19 protein-coding genes are annotated in these 19,114 nt (G+C 54.9%); 11 read left to right on the forward strand and 8 right to left on the reverse strand.

The features are described from left to right. The coding region (locus tag CLV78_RS23210) for a DNA adenine methylase (protein ID WP_146136777.1) at nucleotides 1–858 on the forward strand (858 nt) is incomplete at its 5' end. On the opposite strand, the gene CLV78_RS23740 is transcribed toward CLV78_RS23210, so the two are convergent. The 7 genes from CLV78_RS23740 to CLV78_RS23255 form a co-directional block, all read right to left on the reverse strand. Next, nucleotides 848–1,960, reverse strand: coding sequence for an HNH endonuclease (locus CLV78_RS23740; RefSeq protein WP_146136778.1), 1,113 nt, complete (start codon nucleotides 1,958–1,960; stop codon nucleotides 848–850). The two genes, CLV78_RS23210 and CLV78_RS23740, sit on opposite strands and share 11 nt — an antisense overlap. A gap of 80 nt (nucleotides 1,961–2,040) precedes the next feature. Next, nucleotides 2,041–2,580, reverse strand: coding sequence for a recombinase family protein (locus tag CLV78_RS23220; protein ID WP_106208502.1), 540 nt, complete (start codon nucleotides 2,578–2,580; stop codon nucleotides 2,041–2,043). A 40-nt stretch (nucleotides 2,581–2,620) separates the two neighbouring features. Then, nucleotides 2,621–3,829: an HNH endonuclease gene (locus CLV78_RS23225; protein ID WP_106208504.1), complete on the reverse strand. Its 1,209-nt coding sequence runs from the start codon at nucleotides 3,827–3,829 to the stop codon at nucleotides 2,621–2,623. 325 nt (nucleotides 3,830–4,154) lie between these two features. Continuing rightward, nucleotides 4,155–6,224: a DEAD/DEAH box helicase gene (locus CLV78_RS23230; RefSeq protein ID WP_146136779.1), complete on the reverse strand. Its 2,070-nt coding sequence runs from the start codon at nucleotides 6,222–6,224 to the stop codon at nucleotides 4,155–4,157. An 84-nt stretch (nucleotides 6,225–6,308) separates the two neighbouring features. After that, nucleotides 6,309–6,710, reverse strand: coding sequence for a hypothetical protein (locus CLV78_RS23240; RefSeq protein WP_106208509.1), 402 nt, complete (start codon nucleotides 6,708–6,710; stop codon nucleotides 6,309–6,311). Next, the gene (locus tag CLV78_RS23245) at nucleotides 6,707–7,222 is read right to left on the reverse strand and encodes a hypothetical protein (RefSeq protein ID WP_106208510.1); all 516 of its coding nucleotides are present in this window, start codon (nucleotides 7,220–7,222) and stop codon (nucleotides 6,707–6,709) included. Before CLV78_RS23245 ends, CLV78_RS23240 begins: the two co-directional genes overlap by 4 nt. A 557-nt stretch (nucleotides 7,223–7,779) precedes the next feature. Then, nucleotides 7,780–8,664: an ArdC family protein gene (locus CLV78_RS23255; protein WP_106208513.1), complete on the reverse strand. Its 885-nt coding sequence runs from the start codon at nucleotides 8,662–8,664 to the stop codon at nucleotides 7,780–7,782. Between the two features lie 487 nt (nucleotides 8,665–9,151). On the opposite strand from CLV78_RS23255, the gene CLV78_RS23260 reads away from it, so the two are divergent. Both CLV78_RS23260 and CLV78_RS23265 read left to right on the forward strand, forming a co-directional pair. Then, nucleotides 9,152–9,688: a hypothetical protein gene (locus CLV78_RS23260; protein WP_106208514.1), complete on the forward strand. Its 537-nt coding sequence runs from the start codon at nucleotides 9,152–9,154 to the stop codon at nucleotides 9,686–9,688. 179 nt (nucleotides 9,689–9,867) lie between these two features. Beyond that, the gene (locus CLV78_RS23265) at nucleotides 9,868–10,200 is read left to right on the forward strand and encodes a hypothetical protein (protein WP_106208531.1); all 333 of its coding nucleotides are present in this window, start codon (nucleotides 9,868–9,870) and stop codon (nucleotides 10,198–10,200) included. On the opposite strand, the gene mobQ is transcribed toward CLV78_RS23265, so the two are convergent. Beyond that, nucleotides 10,190–11,488, reverse strand: coding sequence for a MobQ family relaxase (gene mobQ / locus CLV78_RS23270; RefSeq protein WP_106208529.1), 1,299 nt, complete (start codon nucleotides 11,486–11,488; stop codon nucleotides 10,190–10,192). The genes CLV78_RS23265 and mobQ overlap by 11 nt on opposite strands. Before the next feature lie 664 nt (nucleotides 11,489–12,152). On the opposite strand from mobQ, the gene CLV78_RS23275 reads away from it, so the two are divergent. The 8 genes from CLV78_RS23275 to CLV78_RS23310 all read left to right on the forward strand — a co-directional run. Then, the gene (locus CLV78_RS23275) at nucleotides 12,153–12,437 is read left to right on the forward strand and encodes a mobilization protein (RefSeq protein WP_106208516.1); all 285 of its coding nucleotides are present in this window, start codon (nucleotides 12,153–12,155) and stop codon (nucleotides 12,435–12,437) included. Then, complete coding sequence (locus CLV78_RS23280; RefSeq protein ID WP_106208518.1) at nucleotides 12,437–14,089, forward strand: type IV secretory system conjugative DNA transfer family protein; 1,653 nt, start codon at nucleotides 12,437–12,439, stop codon at nucleotides 14,087–14,089. Before CLV78_RS23275 ends, CLV78_RS23280 begins: the two co-directional genes overlap by 1 nt. Nucleotides 14,090–14,107: 18 nt before the next feature. Continuing rightward, nucleotides 14,108–14,671: a hypothetical protein gene (locus CLV78_RS23285; protein WP_106208520.1), complete on the forward strand. Its 564-nt coding sequence runs from the start codon at nucleotides 14,108–14,110 to the stop codon at nucleotides 14,669–14,671. A 317-nt stretch (nucleotides 14,672–14,988) separates the two neighbouring features. Beyond that, complete coding sequence (locus CLV78_RS23290; RefSeq protein ID WP_245925273.1) at nucleotides 14,989–15,978, forward strand: replication initiator protein A; 990 nt, start codon at nucleotides 14,989–14,991, stop codon at nucleotides 15,976–15,978. Nucleotides 15,979–16,074: 96 nt separating this feature from the next. Beyond that, nucleotides 16,075–16,743, forward strand: a complete 669-nt coding sequence (locus tag CLV78_RS23295) for a ParA family protein (RefSeq protein WP_106208523.1) — start codon at nucleotides 16,075–16,077, stop codon at nucleotides 16,741–16,743. After that, the gene (locus tag CLV78_RS23300; protein WP_106208525.1) at nucleotides 16,725–17,018 is read left to right on the forward strand and encodes a hypothetical protein; all 294 of its coding nucleotides are present in this window, start codon (nucleotides 16,725–16,727) and stop codon (nucleotides 17,016–17,018) included. The genes CLV78_RS23295 and CLV78_RS23300 overlap by 19 nt, the downstream gene beginning before the upstream one ends. 121 nt (nucleotides 17,019–17,139) lie before the next feature. Then, nucleotides 17,140–18,843, forward strand: a complete 1,704-nt coding sequence (locus CLV78_RS23305) for an N-6 DNA methylase (protein WP_106208527.1) — start codon at nucleotides 17,140–17,142, stop codon at nucleotides 18,841–18,843. Nucleotides 18,844–18,848: 5 nt separating this feature from the next. Beyond that, nucleotides 18,849–19,114: DNA adenine methylase (locus CLV78_RS23310; RefSeq protein WP_211301068.1), on the forward strand; the 266-nt coding region annotated here is incomplete at its 3' end.

The following is a 19,114-nucleotide window of genomic DNA, read 5'->3' on the forward strand; positions in this document are numbered from 1 at the left end:
ACATTTGCAGCTCATCATGCACGAGTTAGGCTTCTACTATCCGAAGAACCAGAATTTACCAGGACGGGGCTTGGGGGGTATGCTGGTGTCCTTGCTCACCTGAACCAGCTCAAGCCACGCAACGGTGTATTTCGCAAAGAATACTCGCCTGATGGCGTTCCAGAAAATGGTAGTGATCCTCGGAAATATTTCAGTGGTGAGAACGCTGGCAGGATTGACGCGATTACCGCACAGCTTAACCAATGGCAGCAAGAGGGTACGTTATCCGAAACAGAAAACTCACTTCTGCGGCATGACCTCGTTCTTGCAAGTAATCGGGTTGCAAATATCGCCGGTACATATGGCCACCACCGATCCAAGTGGGGAACTTCAGCTTTAGCATCACTTGAGCTACGGCCAACAACCCTCCTGAACGGGCACCGAACTGATCACATTGTTCATCAAGGACCGGCTGAGACGGTTGCACCGTTGATTGAAGCTGACCTCTGCTACATTGATCCGCCATATATGAAGCGGCAATACGCAGCAAACTACCACATCATCGAGACAATCGCGCGTGGAGACTCGCCAGAAGCGGTTGGTGTTAGCGGACTTAGGCCCTGGCGTGATCAGTACTCAGACTTTTGCTCCAAGGTGAAAATCAGAGATGCTTTTCGTATGATCTTCAACTCTGCGCAGTGCGACCAGTTCATGATTAGTTACAGTGAAGACGGCTTGTTGACTGAAGAACAACTCACCGAGCTATTTTCGGAGGTTGGAACGGTTTCGCTTCAGAAAATCCCTTTCGCGCGCTTCAGGAGTAACGCTGGAGGGCAGGGCGGCACGGTGATGGAATACCTCTTTCACATCAAGCGATAGTGCCTCCAGCATCCGCGATGACTTTGGCATGCTCTGGTCGCCAGGTGATCGTGAAACTCTCTCCGTTGATCGTAAAATCAAGCTTATCGTTCACAATTTTGGCGAGGTCGATGCCTTCAACACCGGCGTAATGCAACATCCGATGGATATGAGCGCTTATCACCACCAGGTTTGTTGGGTTGTCGGCACCGCCTTCTCCCAACGGCACTAGGTGATGAACCTCCAAATATGGTTCGCCATTGACCTTGGAAAAGATGAAATCGTCCCCAGTAATCTGACATGTTTTATAAAGCCGCTTCAGATCACGAACTGCTTTCTGATTCCGCTTAAAAGTTTCAATGACTTTTTGTGTTTTTTCCGCCGCCTCAGGAGGAGCATCATCTTTGAACAGGTCCTCTGCTAACTCCTCTTCGGACTTGCTAGGTTTCTTTCCGTAGGTTTGTTTTGCAGGCTTCCCTGCGGCATCTAGGCCTTTGTCAGCATCAGATTGTCCGAAGGAATTTAGTCTGAACGGGTTTTCTAGGCTTGAAGTATCTAAGGCGAGCGGTGTGCCAAATACAATCTTTCCAGCAGGCTCTACCAACATCGGCTGTAGGCGAAAATCTTTCTCAGCAGCCTCTTCAATCTGTTCTGTTCTAAGCCAACCCGCCCAGTGTTCGCCCCCCACAGTTCTTAGTAAAAAAACACGTACACCTTTTGATGTTGCAACAACGCTTGGATGTTTCGAGCTTTCCGCTTCATCTGATAGGCTCGGGAAACCACCATGATCAGGATGCCACGCAAGAACTCTGTTGCCGCTATCGCTAAAGAGTTTTTGAGACCTAATGTTCACGCTTTGCAGCCGCCGCTGACCTATATCGACGTTCTGTGAACCAAGGTTTCCTAAGCTGTGCACCTCAACGTGCCAAACAGGCCACTTCGAACTTTCATCTGGCGCAATCCCATCAAAAAAATCCTGCCAGTCTGCAAGTGTTACTTTTCCAACCGGAAAATCGATATATCCTTGTTTGCCACCCTCATCACCTGGTTGCGGCTTGCGATTGATGTGAAAAAAGTCAGCCGGGGTAATCTGTCTAAAAATAAGCTCTGATACTTGTTCCACTGTCAGCCTTTGCCTCAATCACGCGAACTGAGTCGCTGTTAATGATCGGGACATTACATCGGATAGTACCCATCCGTCATCTAGGCTCGCCGAACCGTCCGTTCACTTACCTTGAACAGCCGCGCGATCTCCGAGACCGGACGGTGTTCTTGGTCCCGCATATGTCGCACCTCGTCCTTCTGGGCCGTGGAAAGGGCAGGGGGCCTACCACCAATACGACCGCGCTCACGAGCTGAAGCTAACCCCTCCCTAGTCCGTTCGGAAATCCGCTCTCGCTCAAACTGGGCGATGGACGCGAAGACATGAAATACAAGACGGCCTGCCGGCGTCGTCGTGTCGATGTCCTCGGCTAAGGACCGAAAGCCGGCACCGCGCGCCTGGATCGTCTCCACGATCTCCAAAAGGTCTTTCAGGGACCGTGCCAGGCGGTCGTATTTGGTGACAGTCACAACATCGCCGCCACGGAGCTGATCTAGCATCCTGTCCAGTTCAGGACGTTCGCGCTTCGATCCGCTGATTTTGTCGGCAAACAGCTTGCCAGCTCCAGCCGCTGTCAGGGCGTCGGATTGAACATCGAGGTTCTGTTCGTCAGTGCTGACACGGGCGTATCCAATAATCATGCTGTGATCTGGTCAGAAACGTAGGGTTTTGTCCAGATCACTACAAACGCTGCTTCTGGAAATTCTCAAAGTGAAAGCTGAGGCTTTTTTGGGAAACCTCGTCCGAAACGATCCCGCCACGGAGGTTTAGGTAATCTGAAGATTCAATGCGGTCTGAAACCTCAATTTCTCTGGTCTCGGGATTAATGGAAATAAGATGCGCGTCAAAGAGCTTGTGAATATCGCTCCTAAGCAAAAGTCCATTCTCTTGCTTGTCCCGATCGGCAAACCGCTCCGCATACGGAATGATGTGGGCGGCTTCCAAAACCGAAACTTCGTTCGTACCAGTGATTGCGCAGCGTTTCGGGCGCTTGCGCAAGAGGGCCTGCCGGAACGCGCCCTGGTATCGCCGCAAGACCACTTGGCGCAGGGCCGTAGTGTCTTCGATTTTCTCAAGATTCAGGGGATCGTGCGGGTCCGGGTTCAAGTTCTCATATTCTGCGATCTTGTGGGCCTTTTCCCGGACAGCGGAAAGAAGCGAGTCCACGTCGATACTCGAAATCGGCCAAATGCGGCTATGGCGGCTGGCGTCGATCCTTGAAATGAAGGTCCCATCATCTTTGTGCGCTTCCAAGAGTTCCTTCCCAATGGGGCGCTCAAAGAAAACCGCGTCAAGCACCTGGGCGCGGCGATCCAACTGCATCGGACCGAACTCGACCACAGCAGTTAATCCGCGACCACGCTCGCCGTCCTTCTCCTGTTCATGTAACCACACGAGACTCCGGAACCCTTTGGTCAGAATTTCGTCGGCATAGCTATTATCTTTATGAAGCTCGGGAAGATGAGCATACCGAGCGACCCAGCTTTCAATTGAGGGCTGAATTCCGTGTTCTTTGAAAAGTTCGATTGAGCGGGATTTAGCGAAGAATTGAATGTCCTGCCGCCGGAACTGGTCCACCTTGCTCGCGCCGAGCTTCAACCGTTCCTGCGCTGCGGCAATCACGTCCGGGGTGAACCGATCAGGGTATTTGAGCACCAAGGCTTCATAGCTCTGATCCGAGTCAACCTCTTCGAACCCGGCAGAAGCATTCAAAACCCGGCTTGAAATCACCGACTCCGGCCCCAAGGTCTTGATGTCGCGCGGTTCATACCCAAGACCCGCCCGCTGGCCTTGGCTGCGCTTGACCTCCTGCCAGTGTTCGTAGACTCGGGCCAGATCGTTTTCTAACGGGTCGACGCTGCCCCTTAGGTTTTTCATGACTTCGGACATATGACTTCCAGCATTCAGCCCTTCGGGGCAGGTTTCTCAGGATTTCGGCAAACCTAAACAAATGCAAAAGAAAATCCACACTCATGGGGCGTCGTTCAAATAGCAGAGATGAACAACGACCAGAGTTGAAGCGGTCGTCGCGGTGGCAGATCGGGAGCAGCAGGCAAAAACCTGCCAAAACTCTTTGAGTTTTGCCGTAGGTTTTTGTCCAGCCTATGTGTCTGATCTCACTTGAGCCCGAGCGGACCGGCAGAAACGACCGTTTTAGACCAATACGAGATGTAGCGTGTATGGCGCGCTTAGGAAAATTTTCATCTACCATAACTCACTGCCACCGTATTTTGTCATAATCAACGCCCTGCAATACGCGACCCAACACACTTTCTGAATCTGTGAGATGAATGATTAGGTGATCCATGCTTCTCGTGAGGGGGATCATCAGCCAGTTCAAGGCATAGACACGACGCTCGGCTGCCAGCTTTTCCTCAAAAGCCGCCTTCGAGAAAAGAAATCCAAAGTCAGTTTTGAGATCGTCGCGCAACCCCTCAATATCGATATCCGGTTTTGCGGTGGCATGATCATAGAACTGATCCAGCCCCATACACAGGGTCGTCCATCCCTCCATGCCACGACAGCTTTGGTACAGCACAGCGCGTAGAGCGCTTTGTCGACTTGGATACTCACGGTTCTTCCGCGTTTCCCAATCGTAGCCCCTCCAATAGTCTCCGTGCGATTTTTCTTGGGCCCGCTCAAACAAGTTGCAGTAATTTGTCCCTGGTGTCGCGTCCTTTGGCGGAAGACACATCAACGCATCCACAGGACGCATCTTCGGCTGGGTCACCAAATCTTCCCCTAGCAGGTCCAAAGCGCGCTGGATCGCACGATATGGCTGCGGTTCCACAAGAACGGTAATACGCCCACCCGCCATAGCTTGATCGGGCTCAACATCCCAATCCGGCACCTCCAGCGCACGCGCGACATCATTTATCGTGTCGCAAGTCGCTGCCTTCGTACGTCGAGATGTGCGAAGGGGTACGATCCGGTTCTTGGAAATATCTCCGCGATCCCAATCGCAACGGGATCGGTCTACGAATTGATCCACTCCATCAGCCACGATAACGCGCCCCGGACCAAAGACATCATACATCAGATCGCGATGTTCAGTGGTCCAATCCTGTCCCTCATCGACCAGAAGATAGTCATAGGGTGGAGGGAACTTCTCTCGGTAAACGCTGATGTCTGACCAAGTCTTCGCCTTGCCTTGGCGTTGATCACAGTGGCAATTCTTTCCAGACACCTTGTTGGCGCAGCATGGCACCGCCTCCTTCAGAAAGGGATCCGGATGCCGCAAGGCACGAAGGAACAGCGCCTCACGCTCCTCCAGCTCGCCGTATAGCTTGCTTACTCTACTGACTGCATCTCCGCCAAAGGCCAAGCCGAACAACTCATGCATAAGCATCCAACGCGTCTCCACCTCAGGCACAGGAGAAATGTCCTCGTGACGATCACGAATGATCGTCATAGCCCGAGCCATGTCCGAGATCAGGCCGTGATTATAAGTCACGATCCGCGTTCTCTCTCCTTGCCTGGCCAGATGGATGGCCATCTGAATCAGCGCAAAGGTCTTTCCTGTGCCAGCTCTACCACGGAACATTAAAAGCCCACTTCCCATTTTCCGGATATAGGCCTGCTTGTCCGCGTCAAACCGTTTTTGGGTCAGCGCGTTAACTCGCCGCAAATCAAGTCGAGTAGGCTCCACTCTGTCCGTTAATGCCTTCACCAGGCTTTCGTAGCTGTGGTGCTTACCGTCCTGGTAAGCAGGAACAAGAGTCTGAACCTTGCGCTGCGCAGGATTCACCTCGAAACCATCAATCAACCGAGCCCAAGTCAAATCCGCGCGAAAGATACCCGAGCGTCCATTCGGCAGTTCGGGAAGAGCGTCCGAGGGGACGCGAGGCAACCAAAGCACAGATTGCACATATGTCTTGTTGCGCCGTGCTTTGCCCGCATACGAAAACTGCTGGAAATCTTTTAGTGCCCAAACCTGCGCATCCGCCTGCGAGGTCGCATCATGCCATCCATCGTCATACTTGACCTCCAAATGCGTTCCATGAAGCCTTACATCGTCAGGAGAGTGATTTTTGATTTCGACGCAGGCCACAAAAGACTGCACGGGAACACCTTTAGTCGTGTAAAACATCTCTTTCGCTGCTCGATTGTCTTCAAACACCAGTACACAATCGATTTCACGACCTTTTGCGAAGACCTGGGGAATAATAGCAAGCCGTACCCTCGGATCATCTAAGTCTGGTGCGCTAATTTGCAAACTGCGTTTCAAACGTTCTGCATTCATGGATTCCGAGGTCTTCTCGGGACCAAGTATTTCAATCGTCATTTCACTCTGCCTCTAGCCTCGAAATATTGTTATCTGGACCTGTCTCAACCTTCAAAATCAGCCAAAAGTGGATGGATGACTCCCTTATTCATGAGCACCCCGTTTAGGTTCTTTTTTAGAGAAAAAGAGCTTGTCTCTAATTTGTTTCTCAAATCCGTTCTCCACCTCGATCACATCCGCCTTCTGCAAGATGTCCAATGCACATCCAGGCTGAAGCATCTGGCTTTGTTTCAGCGCCTCTTCTGCTGCATCCAAGATCGCACCGGCATGCGTGGCCGAGGAAACCGCGTATGCGGCCAACCGCGATGAGAGTTCCTCGGCAACCACCGCAGAAGGCGTCTTTCCAACAAGAGCTGAAACAAGGTCGAGCATTGATGCGACCTTCTCGCCTGGGCGCACATTGACCATCGTGTAGTCTTCTGCTCGGATTTCAGCCTGCGTCTCTCCGATTTCCTCGATCACCTTTGACAGGATGCCACGGCTCATTTTTTTATTCCTTTCAGCTTGTTGCTGAGACCGATGAATGCCTCGCTGTTAAATTGGTTTTCAGGAGCGCTTGGGTGATCGCTAGGCTGTTGCTCATTACGATCATTGAACTCCAAAATATTGCGCAAAATGTGGTGGAAGTCTGATCCAAGCGCATCAAGAACCCACGACTGCGCAAGGTCGTCGTAATTTGCCTGTTCGTCAGCGGCCACCGCTAGGAGCGCCCGTGCGTCATCATCCTGAACGCTCATCAGTTCATCGCGCAGAAAGTCATGTAGAAGTCTGTTGATCAGTACTGACCGGGATACGCCTTCCTGTTCGGCCAGTGCATCAAACAAGAGGACGTCATGCTGCTTGATCCGGATATTGAACTTGCGGTCACTCTTGAGCTTTCCAGAAGAACTCTGATCCGAGGCTTCTGGAAGCATCTCTTGCTTAACCCGTAACGTGAACTCTCCGTCCAGTACCGAACCCTGATTGACAGAAAAGGACCTTACATTCTGATCACTCATGACCGAACCCTCTTCGTGTTCGGATAAACTGTGATCAAGGTGTCACCATCTACAACAACCGACGCACCACCCCGCCGTGCGAGCCGCTCCAGCATTTTCAGTTCATCACGCTTCTGCCGAAGCAAAGGCTCGATAGCCCTCTTTGGCAGTTCGAGACGGTCTCCCCGAGTGTTCCACTCCCCTACCTCCAAGATAGTCCCGACCATTTCTTCAGAGATGCCGCGCTGGCGCATCCGGTCTTCCATATGCCTTGTATGCATGATCAAACTCCTTAGCCAAACATTGCTCCTGTTATAGTAGCCAAATTATGGCTATGTCAACAATGTATTTTCTGGCTTACTCCTTCACTCCACAAGTGCTGCGCAGTCTTTCGTCAAAAACGATAGTTGCCGGGCATCTCATGCCCGTCCGCGCGAAGCGCCGGGCCTGTCGGCGGTTGGCCTTTAGGTTGCCCGCCGACAGGTCACCCTGAAACCACCCTCGACCCGGATCACGCCAGAACGCAAAAGGCCCCCGCCTGCTGACGGGGGCCTAGATCATTTCAGCGGTGCGGGCTGTTACTCAGCCGCCATCCGCTCGGCCTGCACGGTTCGGTCCATGATGTAATCCACGGCTTTCTGCGCCTCGGACGCGGCCCGGAAAATCGCACGGTTGTCTTCCTTCATCGCCTCAAGCCATCCTTCGACATAGGCCGCGCTCTGGTCGAATTCAGGCTCCACCCCGATCTGCGCACACAACATGCAGTTTCCGATTTCCGCGACCAGCTCCTCGAACGCATAGGCCTTGCGGTCATTGAACCGGCCTAAGCGGTCCAGCCGCTTTGTTGCACCTGTCCAGTGAATTGTCTCATGGGCCAAGGTGCCAAAATACCCAGCCGCCCGATAAAACGTGCCAATCGGCGGCATATGAATGCGGTCGGTCTTGATGTTGTAATAGGCGCGTGGCTCCTCGGTCACGTCGATCTGCGCACCGGTTGCGGCAAAGAACGCCTCCAGTTCGGGATCGGCCACGGTGCCAAGATCACGGGGCGGATCGGGCAGGATATAGAACTCAGCGGGCAAGCCCTCGATCTGGTCGGCGTTGAACACGCGATAGGCCTTGGCATAGGGGATTTGGCGTTCCTCGCCGTTCTCGTCCTCGCGCTCGACGGTGCCGTATTTCACGACGGTCGCGGATTTCTCGCCCTTGCGGACATGGCCACCAAGCTGCTTGGCTTGGTTGAACGTCATCCAACGGGCTGAGCTGTAATCCTTGTCCGTAGCCGTGGCCCAAAGCATCAGGATATTGATGCCCCGATAGGCTTCGCCATTGAACCGTTCCGGCAAGCTGGCTGATCCCCCGCCGCCGGTCCACGGCTTGCGCCAGGGCGGCGTTCCCGCCTCGATCTGCGCGACAATCTGATTGGTGACATGGGTGTAAACGTCAAACTTCTCTTTGGTCATTTGTGACCCTCCTTCGCGTGAGGCAGGCCGGGTCTGTTTTCCTTTCCGCCAATGGGCGGGCCTTCCTGTTCTGGTCTTTGGAATGCCCATGCATTCCGAAGGGCAGAGCAGGTAAGGGCAAAGCCCGTCCTGCGGCCTGGCGGGGCCGTGACAACCGGGTGGAGGGCGTGAATTTGGGAGGGAACCGCGCGCCTGCGCGTGGGAGGAACCGGGATTCTCGACCGGAACCGACGCCCTAGGGCGGCGCTTGCCGGTTTTCTCGGACCTGCCAGGATGGCAGGCGGATCAATAGGATTAAGAAACTGTCGGGGCTGGGGTGAGCGGGCGTCAGCCCGTCGATCCCCTGCCCTGTCTATCGCTCAAAGCGAGACCGGCACATTGCCGGGATCACGAGGTTCTATAGCTACTTTGCAGGCGTCAACGGAAGTGAAAGACGGTCATAATCTTTTCAAAGTCTTAGGGTAGTGCTCCCAAACAGGAGTTTCAAATGACAGCCGATGTATTAGGCCCAGACAACGCATTTTGGATTGATGGCGAATGGCTTGGCTGGGATAGCATTATCGACCCAGAGGAAACCAAATACAGCCGCCTCGCTGAACTTGAGCGCGAGGCTGAACTGCGCCTCAAATATCCAAACGCTGACCCAACTTTGGTTCCTTACTTTCAGGACCTGCTGACGCTTGCAGAGGCCTACTTTTGCGACACTGGACAGCACCTCAGCGTCTACGGCGACATTGGTGAGCTTTTTGGTGCGATCATGTATGGAATCAAACTCCACAAGAACCATGCCCAAGGCTCCGATGGTAGATTAGGCAACGACTTTGTTGAGATCAAAACCATCTCGCCAGTTAACAGCAAAGAAAAGACCAAGGTGCGTCTCGACAGGCATTTCAGTAAACTGCTCGTCGTGAAGATTGACGATGACTTTGAAGTGTCGGGACGTCTCGTGAAGCGGGCCAACTTGCCAAAAAGAGCGGGCAACAATCTCCGGCTATCATGGGCAAACATGCCTGATGCCACCTAACCCCATAATTTCTTACGTGGCGGGCTTGGCCTTTCCATCGACCGGAATGGCACACCCGCCATCGTCGCAGCCAAGGGGCGGTTTTTAGATTCATGCAATTCCAATAATATACTATTGAATGCACTGCTGGATTCCGCCACAAAGAGACAATCTCTCTTTTTTCAGTGTGTGCGATGAACCTGACAACCGACCTTGAGCCAAACGTGATCACTGAACAAGGCCTACGCGAGCTTGCCGAGAAGGGGCATATGGTCGAAGTGTTGTGCCAGGCCGACCCGGAACGCAAAGGACCGAGCTGGTACGGTCTTTGGATCATGCGGACTGTGGGGGCTGACGGTAAGGAGAAGCTCCTTGTGACTGCAAGAACGCGCCTGACGCAAAACGCGATCAAGGTACGCGAGTTCAAGACAGCGACCGGTGTGATTTCGTTCCTGGTCGGGGCTGGGTTCTCTCAGGCAAGCATCCCCATGAAGAACGGGGAAAAGACCTCACACCGCCTTGTCAGTGACTGAGGCCGGGATCACGGTCTATCTCCCTGTCGATCTCGCGGTCGTTCTCGACTTCCTGATCCTTCTCCTGGTCGCGCCCGTCCTCGATCTCCAGCTTTTCGCGCGGCTTGTTTAGCACGTCCTTCAGGCGCTCGTTCACAGATGGTTTGCGCTCTTCGCGTCCAGTCTCCTCGCCAAGCTCAGGATCACTGTGACCGTCCAGCTTGTGCACCGCCGCCTGGCCATCCCGCCCGGCGTCCTTATCCATGATCTCCTTCAGGCGGTCCCGCGCGTAATTGCGGCCCTTGAATTGTTCTTCGTCACTCTGCCCACCACGGTCTTGTCCGCGATCCGTAATCCGCGCCAACCGCTCACGAACATCATCTGTGACACGGCCCTTGGATGTCGCCGCCCTGAGCGCGGCTAGACCGGCGGACACACGCCCCTGCCCGGCGTCCCGCTCGACCCCGTAGATTTCACGCGCAATCCCGACGCGCTCGCGCATCTCGCGGAACGCAGCGCGGGCCTGACGCGCGGCATGGACCACGGCCCCGCGCTCGGTGACGGGTTTGTATTCCCGACCCTCGCGCTCCGCCGCTGCCTTTTCGCGCCGCTCCATCGAGTTTGCCGCCGGTCCCAGCTTCAGTTCCGGGTCGCGATCCAGCTCCTCGGCGGACAGCGTGTCCCCGCGTTCCTGCGCTGCTTCGCGCTGCTTCTCTAGGGATCGGTGATCGACGCGCTCTACCTCGCCGACGCGCTCAAGCGCCCGGTTCTGCAACTCGGCCCAGACGCCACGCATCTGCTCGATCTCGACACCGCCGGTCTTTGCGGAATCCAGCACCCGCGTCTTGGCCGTGAAGCCCTCGGGTTCCAGCTTTCGGGTGCTGGTCAGGACGTGGGCGTGATGGTTGCGCTGATCACCTTCACGGTGCGGTGCATGGATCGCCACGTCCACGGCGACACCGTATCGGCTGACCAGCTCCTCGGCGAACTCACGGGTGATCTGCGACCTGTCCTCGGCGCTGATCTCTGACGGCAGAGCCAGCTCCCACTCGCGGGCGGTGACCGAGTTGCGGCGGGTCTCGCTGGCCTCGGCTTCATTCCAGAGTTTGGAGCGGTCCTGCGCCCAGGCCGGGGCATTCTCGGGGGCGACAATGAACGTCTCCTCGATGCCCTGCTTGCGGGTGTAGTCGTGCACACGACCCTCCCGCTGGCACTCGATGCGCTCGCCCGCGCGGTAGGCACCGGCTGCCGTTGCGGTGCGTCCGGCAGACCGTTTGATCGTCTTCACGGAGAGGTGGTAGCTGGCCATCAGCGCAACCCGTGCCTGAGACGCGAACGCCGCCGACAAGCGCCGCTGCTGACCCCGGCAAATGCTCCAACATTGGCCGTCCGGTCAGCTGTTTTTTGCCCTCCGGTCCCAGAGGTGCCAACGGGCACCCCGATCTGGCGCGCGGGCCTGCGGGGAAAAGACAGCCTAGGCGAAAATGCCCGAAGGGTGGTTGAGGCGCGGGCTTGCCTGTCATCTGCCCCCAGATCCCCAGCTTCGTGGGGAGCGGGATATGGGGACAGATGACAGGCGGTTTGCCGGGGGCAAACCCGGCGCGGATCGGCACCGTCAGGTCCGACGATCCGCGCCTCTCGGAACGGAGACGCCAGCGGCAGACCGGCCCCCACCATGGGGCATCGGTCGAGACGTTGGTGCGAGGGTTCGGGATGCGCTCCAACCGCCAAGGTTGGTCCTAGAGGGTTTGGGAGAGGCGATGCCGTCTCCCATTTCGATGCGCTCCGCATCGAAGGGGTCTGCCATCGGCTGGGGCTTTGCCCCGGAGAGATCGCACGCAAAGCTCGGAACCGCAGGTGAAGAGTTTGCATAAGTGCGCCCTTGTCCTTTACAGGCCTACGGGTAATCTCTACCCTCTGTAGTTGTAAGTCAAATCTTTCCACCTGCAAATCTGAAAGTGGACCCCCGCGATATGGCAGAGACCGAGCTCGAACGGGCAGAGAAACGATACGCCCAGGCCAAGGCGCGGCTCCAGGGTCTCAAGAACCGGGAAGCGACCAGGCAGCGCAAATTGGACACAAGGCGCAAGGTGATCCTCGGCGGGGCGCTGCTCGATCTGGCAGAGCGGGATTCCAGTGCTGCTGCGATGCTAGATCGGCTCGTGCGTAACCTTGCCCGTGAACAGGATCGCAAGGCCTTCGCGGACTGGTCTGTGCCATCGGCTCCCCCTGCCCCCGATATTGACGGTACGTCCTGATGCGGGGTTTGTTCCACGTCTTTGACATTCTGTTCCGGTTCTTCGGTCGCTTGATCTTCACCCCCATCCTGTTGGGCTGGATGATCGGGGCCGTCCTGTTCGGTGCGATGCTCGGATCACTTGTTGCAACGCCGTTCATCTTCGCCTTCTACGATCAACAGCCGGGCGAAAGCGCATGGCAATGGCTGGTGTTTGGTCCGTTCATTTTCATCGGTGGCGTCTTTGGGTTTCAGTATTGGCGCAAGACCTCCGGGGCTGATGCTTACTTCGGACTGACCGGCGACAGTCATGGCTCGGCCCGCTTTGCCAGCCGCAAGGAGATGAAGAAGCTTCAGGGTGAAGATGGCCTCCTGATCGGGCGCAACCCGCACACGGGGCGGCTGCTGCGCTATGACGGTCCCGCTCATCTGATCACCCTCGCCCCGACACGGGCCGGGAAAGGTGTGGGCACCGTCATCCCGAACCTTCTGGGCGTGGATCGTTCGGTGTTGGTCATCGACCCCAAGGGCGAGAATGCCCGGATTGCCGGAGACGCGCGGCGGCGGCTTGGCACAACCCACGTCCTCGATCCATTTGAGGTCAGCGGCCAACCCTCGGCCTGCTACAACCCGCTCGACCGGCTGACACCGGACAGCCTCGATCTGGGCGAGGATGCGGCCTCCCTGACAGAGGCGCTTGTGATGGACCCGCCGGGACAGGTAACGGAAGCGCATTGGAACGAGGAAGCCAAAGCCATCCTCGGCGGGTTGATCATGTTCTGCGTCTGTCACGAGGACCGCGACCGGCGCACCCTGGCCACCGTCCGCGAATATCTCACCCTGCCACCGGAAAAGCTCCGCGCCCTGCTGGAGCTGATGCAGGACAGCGATGCGGCGGGCGGGCTGATCGCCCGCGCCGCCAACAGGTTTCTGGGCAAGGCGGATCGCGAAGCAGCCTCCGTCCTGTCGAACGCGCAGCGCCACACCCATTTCCTCGACAGCCCACGTATCGCCAAGGTCACATCGCGGTCGGATTTTCACTTTGCGGACCTGCGCCACCGGATCACCTCGGTATTTCTGGTGCTGCCCCCCAACCGTATGGATGCCTACAGCCGCTGGCTGCGCCTTCTGGTCTCTCAGGCGCTTCAGGACATCGCACGGGACGCAGAAGCCTCTGTGGGCGCTCAGGGCGCTTCTCAGCGCCTCAAGGCCCCTGCCCTCTTCCTGTTGGACGAATTTGCCGCTCTGGGCCGTCTGGAGGCCGTGGAGCGCGCCATGGGGTTGATGGCGGGCTATGGATTGCAGCTCTGGCCGATCCTGCAGGACATGAGCCAGCTCAGGGACCTCTATGGCGAACGCGCGGGCACCTTCATCGCCAATGCCGGGGTGCAACAGGTCTTCGGCGTGAACGATTTTGAAACGGCCAAATGGCTGAGCCAGATGATCGGCCAGGAAACCACCGGGTTCCAGACCGACAGCTATAAGCCCGGCGACAATCCCAGCTTCTCTAATAACCTTACGGGCCGCGATCTGCTGACCCCGGATGAAATCATGCAGATGCCGCCTGACTTGCAGCTTCTGCGCGTCCAGGGCCAGCCCTCCGCCTTGGCGCAAAAGCTGCGCTACTACGCCGACCCCGAGTTCAAGGGGCTGTTCGTCCCGCAGGACCAGTGATCCGAAGGATGACCCGCTATGACTGACACGCCTGACCCTGACCAACCCAAGTTCCCTGCCCTCTCCGATGCAGAGCTGCGCGAAACCCTCGATCTGATGGCCACGGCGGTCGCAAGCATGTCCAACCGGATCGACGGCCTAACGACAGTTGCAAACAAGCAGATTGAAGTCTCGACCGAAGCGCGGATCGCTGCGTTCGCCGCCAGGGAACAGACCAACCCGGAAAAATATGGCGAGCTGATTGGTCGGACTGTCGATGGTGGTATTGCTGACAGCCTCAAGCGCTTGAACAAAGCGGCTGGGGTTCTGCTCGACAGCGCTGAAAGATCAAGCGCATCGTTTCAGGAAACCACGACACAACATTCGAACACGCTGCGTCTTATTCAAGAACTGCGTGAAAAACAGCAGAGCGACAGGCGCTGGCTTCCATGGGTCGGTCTGGGCGGTGTCGTTCTGGCTGTGGTGCTGACGGTTGCGCTTCCTCGTTTCTTAGCCAGCAACGCTGCAACCTGCGTTGTCCTTGGGGCTTCGTGGACGACGACAACAACGGGTGTCGATGCCTGTGTGTTCTATCGGGAGTGAGCTGAAGCATAGCGTTTGTGAACCGCATGGCTGCTGAGGCTGTGTGTTATATATGTGTTATTAAAGGTGTTACGAGAATCGGCATTTCTTCAAGCTGTTGATATTGCTTTTTGAATCACCCCCAATCTGAGCTGCTGGTGTGTAGAGTATCGAAGAATGGTGGGTAGACTATCGAAGAAAGGTGTGTAGAGTATCGAAGAATATTCGCGTCTGGTGGGCAGACTGTCGAAGAATGGTGGGTAGACTATCGAATAATGGCACGGCCTCGTAGAAGAACAGCTTTGCTCCCGCAGCGGCACACAGAGCCGGACCTGTTCGTGTGCGATATCCTCGATGCAACACCTAAGAGCGACAGGGCTTCAATGGAGCATCCCCTGTTCTCGCTATCGGTCAAGAAGGACATGGCCGCTTTCGAATATGAACAGGGAAATGTCAAAGTGAAGATCACGCCAGCGGCAGAAGAAGGCCGGGCAAACGTCTTCGACAGAGATATTTTGATCTATGTTTTGAGTCAGCTGATGGCAGCAAAGAATGAAGGCCAGGAAATCGGTCGCCGTGTCCGCATCTCGGCCCATGATTTGCTAAAGGCAACTAACCGGCACACGACTGGACAGGCCTACGCAACTTTGCGCCGCGCCCTCACCCGCCTCCAGTTCACCCAGATCGAAACGAATATCCATGATCACGGTGTCGGGGAATGGCGGTCGATCTCATTCATCACTGATGCCAAGATAGTCAAAGAAGATTCTACTGGCCGTCTTCTCAGTGTGGAGCTGGAGATGGGTGATTGGCTCGTAAAAGCAATTGAAAACAAGAATGTACTGACATTGCACAAGGCGTATTTTCAGCTTCGAAAGCCTCTGGAGCGCCGTCTGTACGAGCTCGCACGGAAACATTGCGGCAAGCAGGATGTTTGGCGGATTGGTCTCGATAAGTTGCAACACAAGACTGGCTCCACATCCACATCAAAGGAGTTCAAGCGGTTGGTAAAGGCAATCTGCAAAGCTGATGCGGATCAGTCCCACATGCCGGACTACAGTTTTAAGCTGTTGCATGACGTACTGGAGGTTTCACCAAAACCCGAATTTCTCGACGTCTACGGCGACAGTCCTGCTCTCGCTTCGGACATAACGGTCCGCTTGTCTTCGGCAGCATATGAACAGGCACGTGACGCTGCCCCAACATGGGATGTCTATTTCCTTGAACAGGAATGGCGAATGTGGATGAGCGAGCCGCCTCGGCATCCTGACGGCGCTTTCGTAGGGTTCTGCAGAAAGTGGTATGAGCGTAAAGGCAAGGCCCCTTAACACATAACAGATATATGTTATCAGTTATCAGGTAATAGTTATGTGTTGACTGTTATCTGTTAAGCGATATGGTGTGAGAAAAATTGAGGGCAGAACATGACGCAGGTTATCAGCGTAGTGCAGGAAAAAGGTGGGGCTGGCAAAACAACGCTCCTGACCGCTATCGCCAGTCTGATGGTCGAAGACGGTGCAAAGATCGCGGTGATCGACACCGATCCACAGAAGCATTTGGAAGCCTGGGCCAAGAAGGATCAAACCAGCCTTGATTGGCTCTATGAAGAAGATGATGAAAAACTTATCCCAACCGTCAAAGCACTAAAAAAAGCTGATCCAGCTTACGATGCAATCTTCGTGGACACGGCAGGATTCAAATCCGCCATGTCTATGCATGCAATCGCCGCTGCAAACCTGATTTTGATCCCCTCAAAGGCCAATGAAGCTGACGCTAAGGGTGCGAAGCGGACATTCTCTCATGTGCAAAGCGTCGCGGAAACCATGGAAAAAGAAATTCCAGCACTTGTCGTAATGATGGATGTGGACATGCACACCAACATCACACAGGCGATTACTGATGCGCTGGACGCCCAGAATGTGCCACGTCTCAACGCCGTGTGCGCACATCGTACTGGATTCAAGGAAATGACCTCGACGGGCCAATCACCACAAGGTTCGGCCAGGCGGTCAGCACAATCAGTCTTGGCGGATTTGCAGGGCAGGGGCTTAATCAGCTTTTACAGGAGTGGTTCATGGCCAAAGTCAGCGTAAACCTCGATGACGACCTCGATAGCGAGGACGGCGCTCGTAAGCTTAAGGAACTGGCTGCGCCTCTTCCCAGTGTAAGCAAAGCCAAGACCTCCGCGCTGAAGGATGCACCACGCGTCCAATTCTCATTTACGAACGTACCGAAACCAATAAAGGAAGCGTTCGCGGCGGAAGCTAAGAAACGGCGAATTACTCAAAAAGAGTTGCTGTATGAGTGTCTTCGATCTGGCGGCATTGACATACCCGCCAATGAGGAAATTGATGGTCGCAGGCGATAACACATAACAGTTATCTACTAGTCAGTTATGAGATGAACCAAATCGCAAAGATTTGGCAAATATACAAAGAGAATGCGCTCTCAAGCGGTCACCTTGAGACAAACAGAGCAGGGGAATAAGCATGCTGATTACTAAGCTAGAAAGGCGCACTGAAGACGCCGCGATTAGCCTTCCTGTTAGCTTTGAGAAAGGGCAAGTTTATACACCTAGGTTCTTGGCAACGTGGGTCGCGGTTCTCTTAAAAGAGCACCTCGGAGAACAGTGGTCAGGTGACTTAGTTGATCCTGCATGCGGCGATGGTGAACTTTTGGACGCTGCTTTTGAACAGCTTCCAGCCGCAAAACTCTTTGGAATGGACATTGACGCCGAAGCTTCGCAGGCCGCTCAGACACGTTTAGGTGGGTCAGCAGTCATCAAAACTGAAGACATGCTGCTATCGCCATCTGTCAAGAAACGTCGCCAAAGCTTCAATCCCGGTGCTGTGATCTCCAATCCACCTTGGGGCGCTGATACGCTTCATTCTACCGGGCGCCTAAGAACACTGGGGTATAGCCTCGCAAATGGGCAATTCGATAGCTGGTCTCTATTTGTCGAGATGTCTTTGAAAGCCTTAGAAGGTGAGGGAATGGCCGTCTTTATTCTTCCCGACGCCATTTTCTCCCCTGAACACGCCTCCACAAGGTCATTTATCGCTGAGAACTACACTGTCGAGATGATAGCACGACTTGGGGAGGGGATCTTCAAAGGCGTCTACCGAGGTACGACAGTTCTTCTAGTGCGAAAAAGCAAACCAAAGCTTACTCATGTTGTTGAGGTATTCCGGCTTTCAAAGACGCAACGTGCAGCGGTGCTATCTGGCGATCTTGACCTACAGGACGCGCGGAAAAACAGCAGTCATCAAGTTAGGCAAAGCCGTTTCTTGTCTGACCGCGGATGCCGTTGGGACATTGATGTTCGCAAGTCTGACCAGAATTTGTTGAGTAGAATCGAAGCGTCCGGCGGGAGCTGGACTGATCTAGTAGTTTCAGGACGAGGTGTAGAACTCTCCAAACGCGGCCTGGTCAAGGTTTGTAGGAACTGTGCTTACGTCACTCCCGCCCCCACGCGTCCCAGAGAGGTGACCTGCCAAGGCTGTGGTCTGGTCGCTCATTCTGAACAGATGGCGACACAGCAAATTGTTGACACCGACACGAAGAAACAACCTGGGTTTATGCCGCTCATCGTTGGCGAAGACATTGGGCGCTACGCACTGTCTTGTTCCCGCCAAATCAAACTCAACGTGCCTGGTATCAACTACAAGAGCCATGAGCTTTATTCTCAGGAAAGGCTGCTTGTCAGAAAAACAGGTGTTGGCCTCAAGGCTACAGTGACAAAAAAAACAGCGGCTTCCAATCAGGTCGTCTTCCACTATGTGCCACTAACAAAAGAGCTCAACTTCTTCCTCTACTATGTCTTGGGAGTTCTGTCGTCCCGCGTAATGTTTGCATATCACCTCAGGAAATCTGGTGAGAACGAGTGGCGTTCTCACCCCTACGTGACACCGAAGACCCTGAAAGAACTGCCTATTCCAGCACCTAAGAGCGGGACTCAATCGTGGCGGCAGGCCGTTGAAATAGCCAGCCGTGTCAAAAGGCATGTCCGCAACGGTGGCAGAAATAGGAAGCTTGATCTTGAGATCGAAGGGCTTGTTGCTGGCCTCTATGACCTCAATCACTCTGATCTTGATTGGGTTAAGCAGGTGATCTGTGAGGCGCAGAGTCTTGAGCCAATGCGTGCTCTAAGCAAGTTTGATAGCCAGTCGATTAAGATCGAGATGGTGCCTTAAGAACCATGTCATACCGCTATATTGGAAATAAAACCCGGCTTCTGCCGATCCTCTTGGATTCATTTAAGACTGTTGTGAAAGATGGAGCCACCGTCGCTGACATTATGTGCGGTACTGCCGCTGTTTCCGAGGCTTTAAGGACGGCCGACTACCGCGTCATCGCTTCGGATATGATGACATTTGCAGCTCATCATGCACGAGTTAGGCTTCTACTATCCGAAGAACCAGAATTTACCAGGACGGGGCTTGGGGGGTATGCTGGTGTCCTTGC

The organism is Aliiruegeria haliotis, assembly GCF_003003255.1.
GTDB lineage: Bacteria > Pseudomonadota > Alphaproteobacteria > Rhodobacterales > Rhodobacteraceae > Tropicimonas > Tropicimonas haliotis.